We start from the raw sequence: 19,971 nt of genomic DNA on the forward strand, positions 1-19,971 counted from the left end.
ATGACATGTGACAGTTCGCGGCCGCGCGGTGGCGCAACGGCGATCAGGGCGCGTCAGGCAGCCGCGGCGACGTCGATTTTCCGAAAGCGCACCAGCGAAAAATGGCCGAGCGGCGGCACCAGGCGGCGCTCCGCCAGCTCCATGCCGCGCGCGCCCGCCAGCCACTGCGCATAGCGCGACCAGGCGAACTCGGCGGTGCGGAAGCCGAGCGGACGCACCACCGGCTGCAGGCGCTGCTCGATGAAGCGGCGCATACCGGCGTCGGCGCTGACGCGGGTGAGGATGATGAGTTCACCGCCCGGCCGCAGCACGCGGGCGAATTCGTCGAGCGCCTTTTCGGGATTCGGCACCGCGGTGACGACATACTGCGCCATCACCACGTCGAAGCAATCGTCTGGGAATTCGAGATTCTCGGCGTCCATGACGGCGAGGCCCTCGACGTTCTTCAGGCCGAGTTCATCGACGCGCCTCTTCGCCTTTTGCAGCATCGCTTCCGAAATGTCGGTACCGAAGATGCGCAGATGCGGCGCGTATAGCGGCAGCGAAATGCCGGTGCCGACGCCGACCTCGAGCACGCGGCCGCCGATCTTGTTGGTCGCATGGATCGCCGCCTTGCGGCCCTTGCTGAACACGCCCCCGAACACGAGGTCGTAAACCGGCGCCCAGCGATCATACGCCTGCTCGACCGTTTCGCGGTCGAAATCCAGGGATCTGGTACCGTCAAGCTTGATGATGTCTGCCATGGTTGGTTCTGCCTTCTCGTCTCACGCGTATGACTTGTGTTGATGGTCGAATTTTTCGGTTCAGCCCTGCACGGCGCTCGCGGCAGGCGCCCGGCGCACCGGTCGCAACACGCGACTCGGCTGCAGCGCGGTTAGATTGCCGAGGAACTGCCGCGCGCTGTTTTCCCAGGAGCGCGCCAGCGCAAAATTGCGACAGGTTTCGCGCGACATCGGCAGCGCGCGCAAGCACGCGCTGCGCAGATCGGTGTCGAGCGCGCCGATCGGATGATCGGCAATGACGTCCTTCGGCCCGGTGACCGGGAATGCCGCGACCGGCGTGCCGCAGGCCAATGCCTCGAGCTGCACGACGCCGAACGTGTCGGTAAGGCTCGGAAATACGAAGACGTCGGCGGCGGCGAGATGCGCGGTCAACTCCGCACCCTTCTTCTCGCCGAGGAAGATTGCGTCAGGATATTTTTGCGCGAGCTGCGCCCTCTGCGGTCCGTCGCCGACGACCACTTTCGATCCCGGCAGGTCGAGCGACAGAAACGCATCGAGATTCTTTTCCACCGCGACGCGGCCCATCGTCATGAAGATCGGCCGGGGCAGATCGAGCGCCGCCCGCGTATGCGGGTTGAACAATTCGGTATCGACGCCGCGCGTCCAGAAGCCGAGTTTCCGAAAGCCGCGCGCGGTAAGTTCCTGGCGCAGCGAGTCGGTGGCGACCATGACCGTGGAAGACGCGGCATGAAAGTGCCGCAGCACCGCATAGCCGACGGCGGCCGCCAGCCCGGTGCGGACGGCGATATATTCGGGAAAGCGCGTCGTATAGGACGTGGTGAACGAAAGCTTGCGGCGCCGGCAATAGGCGCGCACCATCCAGCCGATCGGCCCCTCGGTTGCGATATGGATGGCGTCGGGTGCCGCCTCTTCGATCCGTCGCGCGATCTCGCGCCGGTTCGGCAGCGCGACGCGTAAGCCAGGATAGGTCGGCACGCCGACGGAAGGAAACCCGTCCGGGGTGAGGAAGCTGATATCGGCATCGAGCGCAGAGGCGCTGCGTGCCAGCGACGTCAGCGTGCGGACGACACCGTTCACCTGCGGATGCCACGCATCGGTCGCAATCAATATCTTCATGTCCGGACCCGAGATTGATGATTCTCAAATCCGACGTTCAGCCATGGATATTTCAAGCGTATGACGTCATCGATATGTAAGGATGTTTTTAAGTCGTCTCCACGCATTTTCGTGTAACGTGACAGCGAGATGACAGACTACAACGACAATTCTGTGCGATCCCGCCGCCGGCGGAAGCGGAAGAGCTACGCGCTTCTGATCCTTGCCGCCGGCCTGCTCGCGTTCGGCGTCGCCGCGGGCACGTTGTATTACGTGCTGCGGCCGACGATGCTGCGGATTGCGGTCGGCCCGGCCGGCAGCGACGACCAGAAACTGGTCCAGTTGATGGCGCAGACGTTTGCGCGTGAGGGCAGCTCGGTACGGCTGGCGCTGATCACGACGGAAGGAACGACGGAGAGCATTGCGTTGTTCACGGACGGCAAGGCCGATCTCGCCGTCGCCCGCGGCGACCTGAACCTGCCGACGAATGCCGAGTCGGTTGCCATTCTGCGCAATGTCGTGGTACTGTGGGCGCCTTCCGGCCTTCCCGCCAAGGGCTCGAAGAAGCAGCCCACGCCCAAGATCAAGAGTCTCGATGAACTGGCCGGCCACCGCGTCGGTGTGATCGGGCGGACCCAGGCCAATGTCACGCTGTTGCGCGGGATCCTGAAAGAGTCCGGCATCAATCCCGACAAGGTCACGATCAGCCAGTTCGCCACCAATCAGCTCGGCGAAATTGCGAAAGATCAGTCGGTCGACGCCTTCATGGCGGTCGGCCCGCTCAAGAGCAAGATTACCGTGGACGCGATCGCTGCAACGGCTGCTGCCCGCGGCGAGCCGAAATTCTTGCCGATCGATGTTGCCGATGCCATTGCGAAGAAAAATCCGATCTACGAATCCGAGGAAATTCCCGCCAGCATCTTCGGCTCTTCACCGCAGCGGCCGGAAGACAAGGTCGATACCGTTGCCGTCAACCATCTGATCATCGCGCCAAAGTCATTGTCGGATACGGCGGTCGCCGCCTTCGCCCGCCAACTCTTCACCAACCGGCAGCAGCTCGCGCGTGAATTGCCGACCGCCTCGCAGATCGAAAAGCCCGATACCGAAAAAGACGCAGCGCTGCCGGCGCACGCGGGCGCAGCCGCCTATATCGACGGCAACGAACGAACGTTCCTCGAGAAATACACCGACTACATCTGGTTCGCGGTGCTGATCCTGTCGGGCCTGGGCTCCGCCGGCGCCTGGTTCAAGCACTACTGGAACAGGAACGAGCGCGATCAATACACCGCCCATCGCGATCATCTCCTTGAGTTGATTTCCAGGGCGAGGAAGGTCGAAACGCCGGAAGAGCTGGCCGAGATGCAAGCCGCGGCCGATGGCATGTTGCGCGAGGCGCTCGATTGCTACGACGACGGCACCGTCGAGGAAGGTGACCTCTCGGTGATCGCCCTCGCGCTCGAACAATTCCACCATGCGGTCGCCGATCGCCGCGCCGTGCTCGCCACCAGCCAAGCCGACATGCCGCGAATGCGCGCTGGCCAGGCTTGAGTGGTTAGGTGGACCTTTCCCCCTTCAACTCGATTTGCCGGCGCCGGACGTATTGCAGCGCTCTTACTTTCTTTCCCTTCTCGAATGTCCGCCCCGACTTAACATTTGTTAGGTCAGCCTCCTGTTCTCCGTGCCACCGTCACGGAAAATTAAGACAGGCAGGGGACAATGAAGGATTATCAAACCCATTTGGAGAAGCTGCGCAAAGACGCGGCCGAATGCGCGCTTGTCAGGGACTTGGCTACGGACAAAGCGAAGCGCGAAATGTTCGACCGGCTTGCGCGGCATCTGAATCAGCTAGCCGACGAGGTTGAGCGGGCCATGAATGCTCGAAAGACCGGCTAAAGGTAGTGGTGCGAGTATGCGGGCAAAAACGCTACTCGTTCTACTGGGTGTCACGGCGCTAGGGGCCTACATTGTAGGCCGCCACAGCAGTCCCGTGAACCACGCGCCAGTCGCAGCAGTCGCGCAGCCTCCCATGGCCAAGCCCGTTGCCTTCGCGGGCTCTGTATCACCTCCTTTGCCACGACCGAGACCCAAGCGCCCCTGACAATCCGTTCCACCCATCAAGGCCCTAGCCGAGAAGCCATGATCGAAAGTTACAGGCAGGCGTCGCTATGATCAGATGCCGCTTCGCAACAGATGGCTATAACCTTGCTCGGTCATCCATCTGGCACGCGAGAGGTGGATTTCGAACGCTAGACGCGCGCGGTCGGCCTCGGTGTCTGGGTCGATGCGCAGCACGATGCGGGAGACATCACGCTAGTCGGCGCCTTGTTGAGCATCAAGCACGCGCATGTACGTGATGACGTGCTCCTCGTCATACTCAGTGAGGGCTGGTCCTGTTGGCGTCAGCGAGCGCCTCCAGCTATGTGCCGCTGAGAACTACTCGGATGCGGATGCCTGAAGAAGGCATCAAGGCTCACAGGTTCGCCGCTGTCTTGCCAAAGCAGCTTTTGACCGAGGCTAGCCGCCACCGCGATGCGGTGGTGCCCGCCGACCAACGTGCCGTCACGCGTTGCCTTGGCGATGATCTCACCATTCTCGTTCACGATGTTTCTCATAGCCGAATAGCCCTGTCAGGATCGACTTCTGCCATTCAGCGACTAACTCGCGGCTTTCATGTCTGTTCCTATGCCCGCAATGGTGAGCAGCCGGTCCAGTCATCGTCGCGAAGCTGATCGCCTCCTATTGGGACGATCTGGAGCACATAGTGGACATGACCGGGCTTGCCACGGTTCGGCCCGGTCGCGAATGACCACAGAGCGGCTGTCGTCCGGCCCACCGGAAGCGGACAACGCGTACCAGATATGTTCGCATACGTTAAGTAGCGCTACTGCGTTCGACGTGCTGCGCTAGTTTCTCGAGGGTCTGATAACCGAATTCGACCGCGCCGAATCCGATCCCCGCGTCGCGCTGAACCTTCGTCGGATGCAACTGCCGCAAAGTGATGACGGTCTTGCCGTCGCTCTGCTCATCGAACGTGATGGTGGTGCGGAATATGCCAGGATCGTTGTCTTTGTCGGCGCCATGGTCGATCTCGATCAGGTGCGGCCTCTCGATTCGCCGGAATTGCATCCGATTCGTATATCGCTTGCCGTCGGGAGCGATCATATCGAACCGCCATTCGCCGTTGACGCGAATATCCATTGACTTTGTCTCGACCCTAAAACCGGCCGGACCAAACCATTGGGGGAGATGCCGCGGATCAACCCAAGCGGAGAAAACCAACTCTCGTGGCGCGTTGATCACGCGCGAGAGGACGATCTCTCGATCGAGCGCCCAAGTGGAGAGGGACGTTTCATTTTGACTTGCGTTTGCGGGCATTGGACCTTTCCTCTTTCTTCAGTTTCTCAACGTGCATTTCCAGTCGATCCAGTCGTTGCTCCCAGATCTCCCTTTGTGCCGCCAACCAAACCTCGACGGTTGCGAGAGCTTCCGTCTGCAATGAGCACATCCTGACGCGACCGGTCTTCTCGGACGCAACGAGGCCGCTGCTCTCTAGAATGCGGATGTGTTTCATCAGGCTCGGCAGCGCCATTTCGAACGGCTTCGCCAGCTCTCCGACGGATGCCTCGCCATCACATAGTCGCATGACGATCGCACGACGGGTCGCGTCGGACAGGGCCCCGAAAACGTGGTCGAGCTGCATTGATTGGTTAGCCATAAAGCTAACTATAGTGGAGACAGAAACGTGTGTCAATGAAAGTTAGCCATACGGCTAACTAATAGGTGGTGAGCACAGCGTCGTCGTTCGCCAACTTATCAAGAGAGACTGCGTCGCTGCGGAGGCGTCAGTCGCGATCGAACCGAAGATGGAACTTGAAGAGATCTCTACGTCCGTTGTCGGGCTCAAATTTTCGATCGCATTCGGCCGCAAGTGGCACATCGCGTCATTGCGCGGCGACGCAGCAATTCAGTCGCTTTCGGAGCGAAGCGGACATGGGCAAGCCTTCTGCAGAACCGAATTTATGAGTTCACGGCCTAGAACGCACCGGCACTAAACCGGCTCTAATATGATGGCTTCATGACGCAGGGATGCCGCAAATGCTGGCCGATCCTCGTTTTCAACAAGCGCGATGCGCCGGATGAGGGCTGCCTCCCAGAGATGAGCTCGCGGAGAGACCTCACCCGTCTCGAATGAGCTTCCGCTCATTCGATCCACCCTCTCCCACAAGGGGAAGGGGCAACGAAACCTTAACGAAACAATTCCCTAACGCCACGAAACCATTTTGGCGATTTCGTGCAAATGTCCTGAAACGGTTCATCGGTAGAAGTTTCCCCAACGACGCGCCGAACTGGTGCGACAAACAGGGGGACTATCATGTCCAATTCATTGATACTGAGCCGCTTCGCGGCCGCCGCTTTTGGCGCGCTGGCGATTGGCGCCACCGCATTTTCCACGCCCGCCACTGCGGCTCCGCTGCCGCTGTTTCCGTTCTTCCTGCCGCAGATCGAAGCGGCCCCGCCGCCGGTTGCAGCTGCGCCAGAGGAGGAAGAGCGCTTCGAGCTGCCGGCACGCCTGCGCCGCCAGGTCGTGAACTACTACACCCGCGAGGCGCCGGGCACGATCATCATCGACACCCCCAACACCTATCTCTACCTCGTGCTCGGCAACGGCCAGGCGATGCGTTACGGCATCGGCATCGGCCGCGACGGCTTCACCTGGTCGGGCACCCAGACGATCACCCGCAAGGCCGAGTGGCCGGCCTGGACCCCGCCCCCGCAAATGATCGCCCGCCAGCCCTATCTGCCGCGCCACATGGCGGGCGGCCCCGGCAACCCGCTCGGCGCCCGCGCGATGTATCTCGGCGGCACCATCTATCGCATCCACGGCACCAACGACCCCTCGACGATCGGAAGCCGCGTCTCCTCGGGCTGCCTCCGCCTCACCAACGAAGACGTCATTGATCTGTATTCGCGGGTCAGCGTCGGAACCAGGGTGATCGTGCTGCCGATGACGGATCGCCGCGCCGATCTCGGCCGGACCATCCGCTGAGGCATTAGCTTTTCTTAATGCGAGACGCGGCCCTGGCGTTCGCCGGGGCCGTTTCGCGTTGACCTGAGGTCGCGGCAATGTGCAGTGGCGTCCCCGTCGCCACCCCTGTAAAACGTCGCGGGGCGATTCATTGGGGTCCGGGGGACGATGCGGGTCAAGACCATTGCGATCGCGCTTGCGGTCCTCGTCGTGTCGTTTGCCATCAGCCTGAAAGTGATGGACTTTGTCGCGCCCCGCGCCACGAACAGCGCGCCCGCGCTCGCCGAATTGCCGCCGCTGCCGCCGGCGGCACGCGCATCCACGGTGATGGCGCCGATTGCGGTTGCGCTGTCGGCGATCCGCGATGCCGCCGATCGCGGCGCGCCGCGCAATTTCGCCGGCAAGGCCGACAATCCGATTTCGCAGATCCTGCAGAACGCCGACATCGGTTGGACTGCCTCGCGCGGATCGATCAGTGCGACCGGCGCGCAGGACGTGCTGTCGCTGGTGACGCCGTTGACGGGCACACTGAACGTAACCGGCTCGCTGTCGGCCAAGGCGACGGGTGCGGTCGGCGAAGCGCTCGGAAGCCTGCTCGGCGGCAACGTCTCCAAGCAGATCGGCAGCGTGAACATCAAGAATCTCAACGCCAGCGCCGAGATCAAGGGCAACGTCGTCATATCGGCGCGACCACAGATCGCCACGAACTGGCGCGTCGAGCCTAATCTCGCAGCGCAGGTCAATCTCGGCGACACCAGCCTCAGCGTGGCCGGCGCGCGCGTCAACGTCCCCGCGCAGGTGAAGCCGTTGATCGACCAGAACGTTGCCGAGCAAATCGCGCTGGTGCAGGCGCGCATGCGCAACGATCCGACCTTAGAACGGAACGCGCGGGTGCAGTGGGCCAAGGCCTGCCGTTCGATTCCGCTGCAGGGCACGACAGCCGGTTCGACGATGCCGGCGCTGTGGCTGGAATTGCGCCCCACCCGGGCGATTGCCGCGCAGCCGCGCGTCGATGCCTCGAACCTGACACTGACGCTCGGCATCGAGGCCGAGACCCGGATCACACCGAGCGAAACCAAGCCGTCCTGCCCGTTCCCCGCTACGATCGCCATGGTGCCACCGACGCCGGGACGGGTCGCGATCGGCGTGCCTATCGACATGCCGTTTACCGAGATCAACAAGATCGTGGAGGCGCAGTTCGCCGGGAAGACCTTTCCTGAAGACGGTTCGGGCGCGGTCTATGTCACCGTCAAGCGTGCCACCGTGGCCGCTTCCGGCAACCGCCTGCTGATCTCGCTTCTGGTCAGCGCCAAGGAAAAGACGAGCTTCTTGGGCCTCGGCGGCGAGGCCAATGTGCATATCTGGGGCAAGCCGGTGCTCGATCAGGGCGAGCAGACGCTGCGGCTGACCGACATCGAACTCGCCATCGAGTCGGAGGCTGCCTTCGGGCTGTTGGGCGCCGCGGCGCGCGCGGCCATCCCGCATTTGCAGAGGACGCTGGCGGACAAGGCTGTCGTCGACCTCAAGCCGTTCGCGGGCAACGCACAGAAGAAGATTGCAGCAGCGATCGCCGATCTTCAGAAGAACGAGGACGGCCTGCGGGTCTCGGCCGAAATCAGCAAGCTGCGGCTCGCCGGCATTGCCTTCGATTCCAAAACGCTGCGCGTGATCGCCGAAGCGGAAGGCGCCATCAATGTCTATGTCAGCGCGCTGCCGGCGCTGTGATGTTGCAAACTGTGGGTGCGCGAAGATCGTAGAGTGGGCAAAGCGCAAGCGTGCCCACCACTTAAGGCAACAATCCCGGATAGGTGGTGGGCACGGCGCGTGCGCGCCTTTGCCCACCCCACGAAACCGCCGACTACGAACCCTCGAACTTGAATGAGACTTTCAGCTTGGCGCGGTAGGCTTCCACCTTGCCTTGTGCATCAAGCTGCAAGTCAAGCTGGACCACTTCGGCAACACGAAGATCCCGCAGGGTTTCTCCGGCGCGGCTGACCGCGCCAGCGGCGGCCTTCTCCCAGGATTCGCTGCTGGTGCCGATCAGCTCGATGACCTTGTAGACGCTGTCCGCCATGTCGTCCTCCCGTTGACGCAGGATCCATGCAAGGCAGAAGGCAGATGCTCCTGCCGCGATACAACCTATCATTGGGAAATGCGCGCAGATAGGCTGCGCTGCACCATTGCGCGAACGGGCATTTCCAAAATCAAACGGCCGGACGGCATCACGCCGTCCGGCCATTTTGAGGAAGCCTGGTGTTTAAGACCGCGGCCTCATTCGGTCGAGTACTTGAACTCCGGCATCGCCTTGAGCTGATCCTTCGTCGCGCTGAACACGGCGTGATCCGGATACCACGGATTCTTCTTCGGCGCGGCAGGCGCCGTCGCAGCACCCGTCGTGCCGCCCGTGCCACCGCCTGCGCCTGTAGTCCGTGCCCCACCCGTAGCGGGCGCACCCGCGGTGCCGGTGGAGGCAACCGGCTCATCAACGAACTTCACCTTGTCGATGGGCACCGCAACCAGGTGCTCGCCGACGCCGAGGAAGCCGCCGACACCGATCACGGCCGCTTTGATGTCGCCGCTCTTGTCGGTCAGGAGATCGCTGATCGAGCCGAGGCTTTCGTTGCTATCGTTGTACACGTTCAGGCCGACCAGCTTCGAAGCCCGCCAGGTACCCTTGAACGACGAGGTATCGGTTGCAGCCGCAGGTGCGGCGGTCTTGGCGCTGTCAGTCGTTGCCGAAGGACTTTGCTGCGCAAACGCTACACTCGCCAGCAACGCGGACGCCGCGAGGCCGGCAACGGCAGTTTTCGTTAACATATCGGTTCTCCTCAGTTCAGAAACGCTTCGAGGAAAACCCGGCACTTCAACAAGTGTTCCACGCGTTTTCGCATGAAACACGCCGATCCGACTGCATCAGAAGCCGCCCCAGTAAGGCGGCATACGGTAATAGCGATGCAGTTCGGCTTCCTTTGCGCGATCGCCCCAGTCGAAATCCTTGTCCGCACGGAATGACGGCGCGCGCCTCAACTCTTCATCGTCGATGTCGAGTTCGTAGGCTTCGAACTTCGTGTTGTAGCGAAGCCGTCCCCAGGGCAGCGGCAGCAGATTGGCTCCGATGCCCAAAAACCCGCCGAAACTCAGGATTGCATACGATACTTTACCAGTGACCTTGTCGATCATCAGCCGTTCGATGTGGCCGATCATGTCGCCGTTCGGCCGGCGCACCGCGGTCCCCTCGACGCGGTCGCTCGCGATCAACTGATGCGGCTTGGCCATGACATCACTTGCCATCGGACCCTCCACTATCAAGGAGGAATCAACGTGGCTGCGCCCGGCTGGTTCCGCTCTACGACAGCCAGCCTGTCCTATTCAGAAATGGCGAAATGCGGTGCTTCGGGCAGCGCCCACCCGGCGATGCCGATCTCGTAGGTAGAATGAGCGTGTGCTGTCAGGCCGCGAGCGCGTCGGGATCCGCTTCCTCGTAAATCGCGATCGCCTCGAAGCGATAGTCGCAGGCGCGGCAGAACCAGAGGAAGGATGTACGGCCGGGACTGCTCTCCACCCAATCCGGTCTCGGGATCGGCTTACTGCACTGGGCACAGGGATTTCCGCGAGGCAGATAGCTGGAGTCGAGTCGAGCCATGGCGCATCTCCCTAGACTTCGGACGTCGTAATGACGTCTCGCTTTTTAAAATGTCGTTGAATGGGACAGGTTTGCTGTCGAATGAATTGGTTTATCGCGGCGTCTTCTTTACACCTTGACTGCGTCTTTTGCACGACATTCCTTGCGCGTCCGCATGACGCAGATTCGCGTCGCTCGATGCGATGCATCGCACCCACAACGTAAGCGTCACGCTGGACGTGTTCGTTACACTTGCATCGGGGCGCGAACATTTCGCCGTGATGTCGTCGGTTTTTCGCCACATCTTGGCCCGCCGGTGGAACTAATCGAAAGCGCCACCTCGTTCACGCGTCCATCCGGCGAGATCATTTTTATGAAAAGCTTTCGGAAGTTTGTCTGGCTCGCCGCGACAGCCGCGCTGTTCGTTTCATCAGGTGCGAGCGCGCAGAGCCGCGCCCAGTATGATAGCATGGTCGCAAGCCACGCCGCGGCCAACAACGTGCCGGAAGCGCTGGTGCACCGGGTGATCGTGCGTGAGAGCAAGTATCACCCGAACCTGGTCGGACGCGGCGGCACCATCGGGTTGATGCAGATCAAGCTGCCGACCGCACGCGGCCTCGGCTACACCGGCGACGCCGCGGGCCTGCGCGATCCCGACACCAATCTCGCCTGGGGCATCAAATATCTCGCCGGCGCCTATCGCGCCGCGGGCGGCGATCACGGCCTCGCCGTGCGCTATTATGCGAGCGGCTATTATTACGCCGCAAAGCGTTACGCCGCAAAGCGCCAGCGGCCGGAGAAGCCGCTGCAGATCGCGCCCGTGCTGGCGAGCGGTGCCACGCCGAAAATCGTCGCCAGCCCGGTCGGAACGCCGGCTGACGCGAACGCGCTGCAGGCGGCAAAATAATTCGCGCATGTCCCGGACGCAGTGCAAGTTCCTTCCGAAATGACCTTCATGGCCGGTTATGACGACTGAGCGCGTGTTGACACCTACGCCCAACCGCCTACATTAGTCCTGTTCCGAGGGGTGCTCCGACGAGGAGCTGAGATACCGCAAGCTTGGGCAGTTCTACTTCTTCAAAGTAGAGGTCTGGGACCGCGGTGACCCTTTGAACCTGATCCGGGTCATGCCGGCGAAGGGACAGGGATGTACCAGAAGTCAGATCTGCGGGGAGATTCCCCCGTTTCCATCATCGGCGCGGGCATTGCCGGCGCTTGGCAGGCGCTGTTGTTCGCACAGGCCGGCCGCGCCGTCACTTTGTACGAGCGCAGTGACGCCGATATGACGCTCTCCACCAGCCACTGGGCCGGCGGCATGCTGGCGCCTTATTGCGAGGCAGAGACCTCCGAGCCCATGATAGGCCGGCTCGGCTTCCGCTCGCTCGATTTGTGGCGCGAGCTCTTTCCCGACACCCCGTTCAACGGATCGCTGGTGGTGGCGCATCCGCGCGACCGCGCCGATTTCGAGCGTTTTGCCAAGCTCACCACCGGCCATGTCAGGCTCGACGCAAGCGGCGTCGGCCAGCTCGAACCCTCGCTCGACGGCCGCTTCCGCGACGGCCTGTTCTATGCTGAGGAGGGCCATGTCGAGCCGCGCAAGGTGCTGCCCGAGCTGCATGCGCGCATCGAAGCCGCCGGCGGCACGGTCAAGTTCGACTGCGACATCAGTGCGGAAGATCTCGACGGCATCGTGATCGACTGCCGCGGGCTCTCGGCGCGCGACGAGCAGCCGGAGCTGCGCGGCGTCAAGGGCGAGATGATCATTATCGAGACGAGCGAAGTCGAGCTGTCGCGCCCGGTGCGGCTGATCCATCCGCGCTGGCCGCTCTACGTCATCCCGCGCGGCGACGGCAAATTCATGCTGGGCGCGACCTCGATCGAGGCCGAGGACACCGGCGTCAGCGTGCGCTCGGCGCTGGAGCTGCTCGGCGCGGTTTATGCCGTGCATCCGGCCTTTGCCGAAGCGCGCATCGTCGAGTTCGGCTCGGGGCTGCGTCCCGCCTTCCCCGACAACCTGCCGCGGATTACGGTTCGCAAGAACAAGATCGCGGTCAACGGCCTTTACCGCCACGGCTTCCTGGTGGCGCCGGCGCTGGCCGAGCTGACGCTCGCCTATGTGCAGCGCGGCCAGATCGACAATGAGGTGATGCGATGCGTGTGACCATCAACGGCGAACAGCGCGAGATCGCTTCAGAGCGCGTCGACGCGCTGCTCTCCGAGCTCGAATACGAAGGCACGCATTTCGCGATCGCCTTGAATTACGACGTGCTGCCGAAAAGCCGCTGGGCCGAGACCGCGCTGAAAGCCGGCGACGAAATCGAAATCATCACCCCACGGCAGGGAGGGTGAGGATGGGTATATGCGCGTCTCAAACTCCGCTGTCATCGCCCGGCTTGACCGGGCGACCCAGTACGCCGCGGCCTATCGGGTTGATCACAGCCGTCCCGACGTACTGGTTCCCCGCCTTCGCGGGGATGACGAGTGGTGGGCGCGATGACGAGTTGTGGAACGGACACTGACACCATGCTGAACTTCTACGGCAAAACCTTCTCCTCCCGCCTGCTGATCGGCACGGCGCTCTATCCCTCGCCGGCGATCATGCAGGAGGCGATCCGCGCCTCTGGCGCCAACATCGTCACGGTGTCGCTGCGGCGCGAGGCCGCCGGCGGCAAGACCGGGGATGCATTCTGGTCGCTGATCCGCGAGCTCGATGTCACCGTGCTGCCGAACACCGCCGGCTGCCGCAGTGTGCGCGAGGCGGTGACCACCGCAAAGCTCGCGCGCGAATTGTTCGGTACGCCCTGGATCAAGCTCGAAGTGATCGCCGACAACGACACGCTGCAGCCCGACGTGGTCGGCTTGGTCGAAGCGGCGGGAATCCTGATCAAGGACGGCTTTGAGGTGTTCCCCTATTGCACCGAGGACCTGTCGGTGGCGATGCGGCTGGTCGATGCCGGCTGCAAGGTCGTGATGCCCTGGGCCGCGCCGATCGGCAGCGCCAAGGGAATCACCAACCGCGATGCGCTAAAACTGATGCGCGAGCGCCTGCCTGACGTGACGCTGGTGGTCGACGCCGGCATCGGCGCCCCGTCGCATGCCGCCCACGCCCTCGAACTCGGCTACGATGCCGTGCTGCTCAACACCGCGGTGGCAAAAGCTGCCGATCCCGTCGCGATGGCGAAGGCGTTTCGATCAGGCGTCGAAGCCGGGCGCACCGCATACGAAGCCGGCCTGATGGAAGCCCGCGACTTCGCCTCGCCCTCCACCCCTGTGATTGGGACCCCGTTCTGGCATGCCGTATCCTGATCGCCACGCGTATCCTGATCGTTTCTATCCCGTCGTCGACAGCGTCGCCTGGGTGGCGCGGCTGGCGCTGCTCGGCGCCGGCACCATCCAGTTGCGCGCCAAAAACCTCGACGACGCCGGGGCGCTGCAGATCGTGACCGACGCGCTGGAGGTCATCAAGGGCACCGACGCCAAACTCGTGGTCAACGATTACTGGCGCGCAGCAATCGTCGCCGGCGCAAAGCACCTGCATCTCGGCCAGGAAGATCTGGTCGACGCCGACCTCAACGAAATCCGCAAAGCAGGGCTGACGCTCGGCATCTCCACACACGATGACGAGGAGTTGGCGACCGCGCTTGCCGCCAAACCGGACTACATCGCGCTCGGTCCGATTTTCCCGACCACGCTGAAATCGATGCGCTTCGCCCCGCAAGGCATTCCAAAGATCACCGAGTGGAAAAAGCGCATCGGCAACATCCCGCTGGTTGCGATCGGCGGCATCAAGTTCGAACAATCAGCCGAAATCTACGCCGCCGGCGCAGACTCGATCGCCGTCGTCAGCGACGTCACCCAGAACGCCGACCCCGACGCGCGGGTGCGGCAATGGCTGGGCCAAAACGCGGAAGCCGCGTGATGCAGTGCTCACCCCGTCATTGCGAGGAGCAAAGCGACGAAACAATCCACATCTCCGCTTGCGGATCAATGGATTGCTTCGCTGCGCTCGCAATGACGGCAACAAATCAGAGTTTAACGGAGGATACGAAATGAACATTCGCTCCAACCCCGACACCACGCGTCCCGCCGTCACCACCGGGCTCCTGCCCTCGTCGCGAAAAATCTTTTCAACGCCGGACGCCGCGCCCGACCTGCGCGTGCCCTTGCGCGAAATCATCCTCTCCGAAGCCGCGGGTGAACCGAACCTGCCGGTGTACGACACCTCCGGCCCCTACACCGATCCGTCCGTGACCATCGACGTCAACGCCGGTCTCTCCCGCAACCGTCTCGCCTGGGTGAAGGAGCGCGGCGGGGTCGAGGAATATGCGGGCCGCGAGATCAAACCGGAGGACAACGGCAATGTCGGCGCTTCGCACGCCGCAAAGGCCTTCACGGCACACCACAAGCCGATCCGCGGCCTCGACGGCCACAAGATCACCCAGCTCGAATTCGCCCGCGCCGGCATCATCACCAAGGAGATGATCTATGTCGCCGAGCGCGAAAACCTCGGCCGCAAAAAGCAGCTAGAGCGCGCGGAAGCGGCGCTCGCCGATGGCGAAAGTTTTGGTGCTGAGGTCCCCGCCTTCATCACGCCGGAGTTCGTCCGCTCCGAGATCGCGCGCGGACGCGCCATCATTCCCTCCAACATCAACCACGCCGAACTCGAGCCGATGATCATCGGCCGCAATTTTCTCACCAAGATCAACGCCAATATCGGCAACTCCGCCGTCACCTCCTCGGTGGAAGAGGAAGTCGACAAGATGGTGTGGGCGATCCGCTGGGGCGCCGACACCGTGATGGACCTCTCCACGGGGCGTAACATCCACACGACGCGGGAATGGATCTTGCGCAACTCGCCGGTGCCGATCGGCACCGTGCCGATCTACCAGGCGCTGGAGAAGTGCGAAGGCGATCCCGTCAAGCTGACCTGGGAGCTCTACAAGGACACGCTGATCGAGCAGTGCGAACAGGGCGTCGACTATTTTACGATCCACGCCGGTGTCCGCCTGCCCTACATCCATCTCACCGCCAACCGCGTCACCGGTATCGTGTCGCGCGGCGGCTCGATCATGGCGAAGTGGTGCCTGGCGCATCACAAGGAAAGCTTCCTCTATACGCACTTCGACGAGATCTGCGACCTCATGCGCAAGTATGACGTCTCGTTCTCGCTCGGCGACGGCCTGCGCCCCGGCTCGATCGCGGATGCCAACGACCGCGCACAATTTGCCGAACTTGAAACGCTCGGCGAATTGACAAAAATCGCGTGGGACAAGGGCTGCCAGGTGATGATCGAGGGCCCCGGCCACGTGCCGATGCACAAGATCAAGATCAACATGGACAAGCAGCTCAAGGAGTGCGGCGAAGCGCCGTTCTACACTTTGGGCCCGCTGACCACCGACATCGCGCCGGGCTACGACCACATCACCTCAGGCATCGGTGCGGCCATGATCGGCTGGTTCGGCTGCGCCATGCTCTGCTACGTCACGCCGAAAGAGCATCTGGGTCTCCCCGACCGCAACGACGTCAAGACCGGCGTCATCACCTACAAGATCGCCGCCCACGCCTCTGACTTGGCCAAGGGCCACCCGGCCGCCCAGCTCCGCGACGACGCGCTCTCCCGCGCCCGTTTCGACTTCCGCTGGACCGACCAGTTCAACCTCGGCCTCGATCCCGACACGGCAAAGAGCTTCCACGACGAGACGCTGCCGAAGGAAGCCCACAAGGTCGCCCACTTCTGCTCGATGTGCGGCCCGAAGTTCTGTTCGATGAAGATCACGCAGGACGTGCGGGATTATGCGGCAACGCTGAACGATCCGGCGAGCGTGGGGATGTCGGTGTCGGGCACCATCGAGGATGGGATGAAGCAGATGTCGGAGAAATTCAAGGAGATGGGAAGCAGCGTGTATCTGGATGCCGAGAAGGTGAAGGAGAGTAACCGGGTGCTGTGAGGCCTGCGCACGCATCTGGACCGCGATGACCGACAGTCTGACCGGTGTCTGGGACGGCACCTTTGTTCAGCGGCAGATAGGAATGGTCACGTTTCTTGCGACGCTCATCGAGTCCGGTGGCGCGCTCGCAGGAAATGTGACCGAACCCTGCACGGTGCCCGGCTGCCCGATCAGCACCCACAACGCTTCGATTGCGGGTCATCGCTCCGGCAGCGCCGTCTCCTTCATCAAGCGTTATGAGCCGCCCGGCCACGGCTACAACGCCGTCTCCTATGAAGGCACGGTCAACGCCGACGCGACGGAAATCGACGGGCGCTGGAAGCTGCCGGGGACGGCGGCTTCGGGGACCTTTCTGATGGTCCGATCGAGCAAGTCGGCGGAAGCCGTCGCAGCGGAAAAGCGGGCGAAGGAGCCGGTGCGGTAGCAGGTGGCGTTAACCCATAGAGCGGATTAGGGCGCGTGTACTCATGAAGCGCCGTCCGGTTTCGGCGGTTTGGCGGAAATCCCTCCTTGCGCTGCATATGTCGCAGAGTGACCCATTGCTGTCGTGACCCAGGTGCTGATTTGATTGTGCAGGTCACTTTACCAGCGTAGAATAGATATCAGGCGGTCTTATTCTCCAACGGCATTCGGTAGCTTGAGTGTCCCACCAAGAGAGCGAACAAGCGCATCTGGTACCGCCACCGGCGATTGCCCTAGGGCTTGCTACGGCGTATCAAGCGTCTCAGGCCTTGATTGTCGCAGTGAAGCTTGGCATCCCTGACGTTCTGGGCAAGGGCGCGATGAGGAGCGCCGAAATCGCGCAGGAGACCGGGAGCCGGCCCGACACGATGCTGCGTCTGCTTCGGGCGCTGGCGGCCTTCGATGTTGTCAAGGATCTCGGCACGGGAGAATTCGAACTGACGGCAGTAGGAGATTGTCTGCGCGCCGATACTCCAAATTCAGTGCGCCCCCTCATTCTCATGTTTGGCAGTGAGACATTCTGGCAAACGAGCGGGTGCCTCGCCGAATGCGTCAGCACGGGCAAGAATGCCTTTCAGCTTCTTCATGGCATTGAAACGATCTTTGCCTATCTCGAGAAGCAGGAGGATTTAGCGCGTACCTTCGACGACGCGATGACTAGTCGGTCTGCGATCACCGGGCAGGCTGTCGCCGAGGCTTATGATTTTGGCGGTGCTGGTCGAGTGGTCGACGTGGCCGGGGGTCGCGGCAAGATGCTCGCGGCGATACTCAAAGGCCATCCTCAGCTGCGCGGCACCCTGTTCGACTTGCCTCGTGTCGTGGAAAGCGCATCGCGGTTTCTCCTCACGGAGGGTGTCGCGGACCGCTGCGAGATCGTGAGCGGCGACATGTTCACTTCCGTGCCGCCTCGCGGAGACCTATATCTCCTCTCTCGCGTCATCCATGACTGGGATGATCCACACGCCATCGAGGTACTTCGCTCTTGCCGCCTCGCCATGGGGCCGAAGTCCAAGCTACTCATTCTCGACCGCGTGATGCCAGAGCGCGTCGAAGCCAGCCCGCTAGCGCAGAGTCATGCCCTGCTCGATCTGACAATGATGATGTGGACCGGCGGCGGCCGCGAGCGTACCGCTGAGCAATTCGAGGCCCTTGTAAGTGCGGCGGGTTTGCGACTCGAACGCGTCATCCCGATGCGCATACCGGATAGCCTCATAGAAGCTACGCCAATATGAAATCGGCCCGCTGACTCGGCGGCCTGAATGACCGTTCCTGGCCCCACGCTGACATCGCCAATGTCCGCTTCCATGTCCGCTCTTGGGGGTGAGGCAGAAATAACGAATCTATGAGTACACGCCCTAGTTAGCGGAGCGTGATCCGCCATTTACTGACTTCAGATGAATTGGGTGCCGGCGATGCGGTTTGAAATCTTACCTGGGCTGCCGCCGTACGGGCCGAGGGCCGTGTCGTTCACCGGACGTGGTGAGCACGAGTTTCGTGAAGGGCTCGTGGTACGCTTTTATCCAGAAAAGTCCGATCCGTGGGTCGGCAACTTCCTTGGAGGGATGACGAACTGCACTGCCGTGCTTGATCATCCTAATGGAGCGGATGTGATTGTTGTCGCAGACGGTCACACCTGTGTCATCGATCCCGAATCGCGCGCCATGCGAGATTGCGCAGCATGGGATGACATCGCGGCCGTGTTTCCCCTGCATCAACTCGGCCTGGTAGTCTTCCAGGGACTGGTCGATTTCGCCGCTGTGCGGTCAGACAATTCGGGATGGATAAGCCCGCGGATTTCGTGGGATAGCTTCCGCAACGTCAAAGTACATGAAACCGAGCTCACGGGCGAAGCATGGACTCCGGTCGGAGACATTTGGGCCCCATTCACGCTCGATCTTTTAACAGGCCACTGCGCTGATGGAATCTATGAAAAGGATATGGCGCGAGCAGTCCGCGTAGGGTCGTAGGGCGGATTAGCGAAGCGCAATCCACCGCGTTGAGGCATGGACTACTCCTACGCGGTGGCTCACCCGATTATCTGCCTGTCTTTCAACTATCTGCCTGTCTTTCAACATATACCTCTAGGTGTAACTGATCGACGCAAAAACTTTTCTGTGCTCATTAATCTTCCGTTAACCATTCGCGCCCACGGTACCCGGCGGCAGGGGGCCAGTGATTCCTGATGTTTCTGCTCCGCGTTCCGGAGCAGGCGTCGATCGGGAGGTGTTGATGCCCCGGGAGTATGATGACGTGTACCTTGGCGCGGACTGCGTTGCCGTGCCCGAGATTCCGCTGTCGGTTTCTCAGATGCCCTCACCCCACGAGATCGTGCCAATGCTGATCGGCTCGACGGTCGAAGCGATCGAGCGCGAACTCGTGCTGCAGACGCTGGCGCGCTGCCACGGCAACCGCACCCACGCTGCGCGCCTGCTCGGACTTTCGGTTCGCACGATGCGCAACAAGATCCGGCAGTACGCGACTGATGGGGCCGACGTACCGGGACATGGCTAGAGTGCGGCGGCGCAATCCACGCTGTCTGACACTTGAACCGAAGTCGCCGCACCCGTCGTTGCGACGAGCGCAAGCGACGACCTGTCCGCCGTGCCTGCCATCAATGAGCACGGCGTGAACTGGTGGGCACGGCGCTTTGCGCCTTTGCCAATCCTACGGGACCGCGGACTGATTTGCCTGCCGAGCAAGCGCGATTTCGTGCTGCGGCCTGCGACAAATCAACACGACGGGCAAAATCAATTCTGATTTTCAGAAATCGCGTCAAGCCTCAGAATCAAAAATATTTCGCTTAACGCGAGAGGCAAATCAGTCGCATAACTCCGCCGTCTCACCCGATGGAGGGGCGGCTCGCGATCGTCACGAACGTGCGGTGAGATGCGATGGACGCGGAATGCGCAAGACGTAGGCGCAGGAAGCGTACGGCGAAGTCGTGTGGTTCGGGCGCCGCGGTGCTGGCGTTAAGCCGGCGGGAATTATCCCATCGGCGACGGAGGCAAAAGAGCCGTTCTCCGGGAAGCAACTGTATTTTTGAAGTAGCCCGGTGATCGGCCGGGCTCAAGGCTG

The 19,971-nt window shown here is 62.1% G+C and carries 22 protein-coding genes and 1 riboswitch; of the genes, 14 read left to right on the plus strand and 8 right to left on the minus strand.

The window, feature by feature from the left end; all coding sequences use genetic code 11:
- Positions 1–53: 53 nt before the first annotated feature.
- Entirely contained in the window at positions 54–743 is a 690-nt protein-coding gene (locus CQ13_RS33470; RefSeq protein WP_057847037.1) for a class I SAM-dependent methyltransferase, read from the minus strand.
- A 60-nt stretch (positions 744–803) separates the two neighbouring features.
- Positions 804–1,859, minus strand: a complete 1,056-nt coding sequence (locus CQ13_RS33475) for a glycosyltransferase family 4 protein (protein WP_057847038.1) — start codon at positions 1,857–1,859, stop codon at positions 804–806.
- A 129-nt stretch (positions 1,860–1,988) separates the two neighbouring features.
- Between CQ13_RS33475 and CQ13_RS33480 the strand changes: the two genes are divergently transcribed.
- A complete protein-coding gene (locus tag CQ13_RS33480; protein WP_057847039.1) occupies positions 1,989–3,386 on the plus strand; it encodes a TAXI family TRAP transporter solute-binding subunit in 1,398 nt (465 codons plus the stop codon).
- A 168-nt stretch (positions 3,387–3,554) separates the two neighbouring features.
- Positions 3,555–3,731 carry a hypothetical protein gene (locus CQ13_RS44745; protein WP_197427523.1) on the plus strand — a complete coding sequence of 59 codons (177 nt, stop codon included), beginning with the start codon at positions 3,555–3,557 and terminating at the stop codon, positions 3,729–3,731.
- A 978-nt stretch (positions 3,732–4,709) separates the two neighbouring features.
- Here the strand turns inward: CQ13_RS44745 and CQ13_RS33490 are convergent.
- Together CQ13_RS33490 and CQ13_RS33495 are read right to left on the minus strand one after the other, a co-directional pair.
- Positions 4,710–5,213: an SRPBCC family protein gene (locus CQ13_RS33490; protein WP_057847041.1), complete on the minus strand. Its 504-nt coding sequence runs from the start codon at positions 5,211–5,213 to the stop codon at positions 4,710–4,712.
- Positions 5,188–5,538, minus strand: a complete 351-nt coding sequence (locus CQ13_RS33495) for an ArsR/SmtB family transcription factor (RefSeq protein WP_430649731.1) — start codon at positions 5,536–5,538, stop codon at positions 5,188–5,190. Before CQ13_RS33495 ends, CQ13_RS33490 begins: the two co-directional genes overlap by 26 nt.
- A gap of 672 nt (positions 5,539–6,210) precedes the next feature.
- Between CQ13_RS33495 and CQ13_RS33500 the strand changes: the two genes are divergently transcribed.
- Positions 6,211–6,885 (plus strand): L,D-transpeptidase, encoded by a 675-nt coding sequence (locus CQ13_RS33500; RefSeq protein WP_057847043.1) that lies wholly within the window; start codon positions 6,211–6,213, stop codon positions 6,883–6,885.
- Between the two features lie 147 nt (positions 6,886–7,032).
- Positions 7,033–8,589 carry a DUF4403 family protein gene (locus tag CQ13_RS33505; RefSeq protein ID WP_057847044.1) on the plus strand — a complete coding sequence of 519 codons (1,557 nt, stop codon included), beginning with the start codon at positions 7,033–7,035 and terminating at the stop codon, positions 8,587–8,589.
- Positions 8,590–8,722: 133 nt separating this feature from the next.
- Here the strand turns inward: CQ13_RS33505 and CQ13_RS33510 are convergent, their stop codons facing one another.
- From CQ13_RS33510 to CQ13_RS33525, 4 genes are all read right to left on the minus strand, one after another.
- Positions 8,723–8,938, minus strand: a complete 216-nt coding sequence (locus CQ13_RS33510; RefSeq protein WP_057847045.1) for a dodecin family protein — start codon at positions 8,936–8,938, stop codon at positions 8,723–8,725.
- Between the two features lie 197 nt (positions 8,939–9,135).
- Entirely contained in the window at positions 9,136–9,681 is a 546-nt protein-coding gene (locus CQ13_RS33515; protein ID WP_057847046.1) for a PRC-barrel domain-containing protein, read from the minus strand.
- 96 nt (positions 9,682–9,777) lie between these two features.
- On the minus strand, positions 9,778–10,155 hold the full coding sequence (locus CQ13_RS33520; protein ID WP_028349570.1) for a PRC-barrel domain-containing protein: 378 nt from the start codon (positions 10,153–10,155) through the stop codon (positions 9,778–9,780).
- 157 nt (positions 10,156–10,312) lie between these two features.
- Positions 10,313–10,507: a hypothetical protein gene (locus tag CQ13_RS33525; RefSeq protein WP_057847047.1), complete on the minus strand. Its 195-nt coding sequence runs from the start codon at positions 10,505–10,507 to the stop codon at positions 10,313–10,315.
- Positions 10,508–10,859: 352 nt separating this feature from the next.
- Here CQ13_RS33525 and CQ13_RS33530 point away from each other — a divergent pair, with 352 nt between their 5' ends.
- From CQ13_RS33530 to CQ13_RS33575, 10 genes are all read left to right on the plus strand, one after another.
- Positions 10,860–11,393, plus strand: coding sequence for a lytic transglycosylase domain-containing protein (locus CQ13_RS33530; RefSeq protein WP_057847090.1), 534 nt, complete (start codon positions 10,860–10,862; stop codon positions 11,391–11,393).
- A gap of 106 nt (positions 11,394–11,499) precedes the next feature.
- Positions 11,500–11,646, plus strand: a riboswitch (TPP riboswitch).
- Positions 11,634–12,647 (plus strand): FAD-dependent oxidoreductase, encoded by a 1,014-nt coding sequence (locus CQ13_RS33535; RefSeq protein WP_057847048.1) that lies wholly within the window; start codon positions 11,634–11,636, stop codon positions 12,645–12,647. It overlaps the preceding riboswitch by 13 nt.
- On the plus strand, positions 12,638–12,835 hold the full coding sequence (gene thiS, locus CQ13_RS33540; RefSeq protein WP_057847049.1) for a sulfur carrier protein ThiS: 198 nt from the start codon (positions 12,638–12,640) through the stop codon (positions 12,833–12,835). The genes CQ13_RS33535 and thiS overlap by 10 nt, the downstream gene beginning before the upstream one ends.
- 174 nt (positions 12,836–13,009) lie before the next feature.
- Positions 13,010–13,792, plus strand: coding sequence for a thiazole synthase (locus CQ13_RS33545; RefSeq protein WP_057847050.1), 783 nt, complete (start codon positions 13,010–13,012; stop codon positions 13,790–13,792).
- The gene (locus tag CQ13_RS33550; RefSeq protein WP_057847051.1) at positions 13,779–14,405 is read left to right on the plus strand and encodes a thiamine phosphate synthase; all 627 of its coding nucleotides are present in this window, start codon (positions 13,779–13,781) and stop codon (positions 14,403–14,405) included. Before CQ13_RS33545 ends, CQ13_RS33550 begins: the two co-directional genes overlap by 14 nt.
- Positions 14,406–14,535: 130 nt before the next feature.
- The gene (gene thiC, locus CQ13_RS33555; protein ID WP_057847052.1) at positions 14,536–16,434 is read left to right on the plus strand and encodes a phosphomethylpyrimidine synthase ThiC; all 1,899 of its coding nucleotides are present in this window, start codon (positions 14,536–14,538) and stop codon (positions 16,432–16,434) included.
- Positions 16,435–16,459: 25 nt separating this feature from the next.
- Complete coding sequence (locus tag CQ13_RS33560; protein ID WP_057847053.1) at positions 16,460–16,858, plus strand: hypothetical protein; 399 nt, start codon at positions 16,460–16,462, stop codon at positions 16,856–16,858.
- Positions 16,859–17,075: 217 nt separating this feature from the next.
- A complete protein-coding gene (locus CQ13_RS33565) occupies positions 17,076–18,128 on the plus strand; it encodes a methyltransferase (RefSeq protein WP_057847054.1) in 1,053 nt (350 codons plus the stop codon).
- Between the two features lie 180 nt (positions 18,129–18,308).
- Entirely contained in the window at positions 18,309–18,863 is a 555-nt protein-coding gene (locus CQ13_RS33570) for a hypothetical protein (protein ID WP_197427524.1), read from the plus strand.
- Positions 18,864–19,203: 340 nt separating this feature from the next.
- Positions 19,204–19,407 carry a helix-turn-helix domain-containing protein gene (locus tag CQ13_RS33575; protein WP_156434055.1) on the plus strand — a complete coding sequence of 68 codons (204 nt, stop codon included), beginning with the start codon at positions 19,204–19,206 and terminating at the stop codon, positions 19,405–19,407.
- Positions 19,408–19,971 lie beyond the last annotated feature (564 nt).

Origin of the sequence: Bradyrhizobium retamae (assembly GCF_001440415.1) — a bacterium.
Lineage (GTDB): Bacteria > Pseudomonadota > Alphaproteobacteria > Rhizobiales > Xanthobacteraceae > Bradyrhizobium > Bradyrhizobium retamae.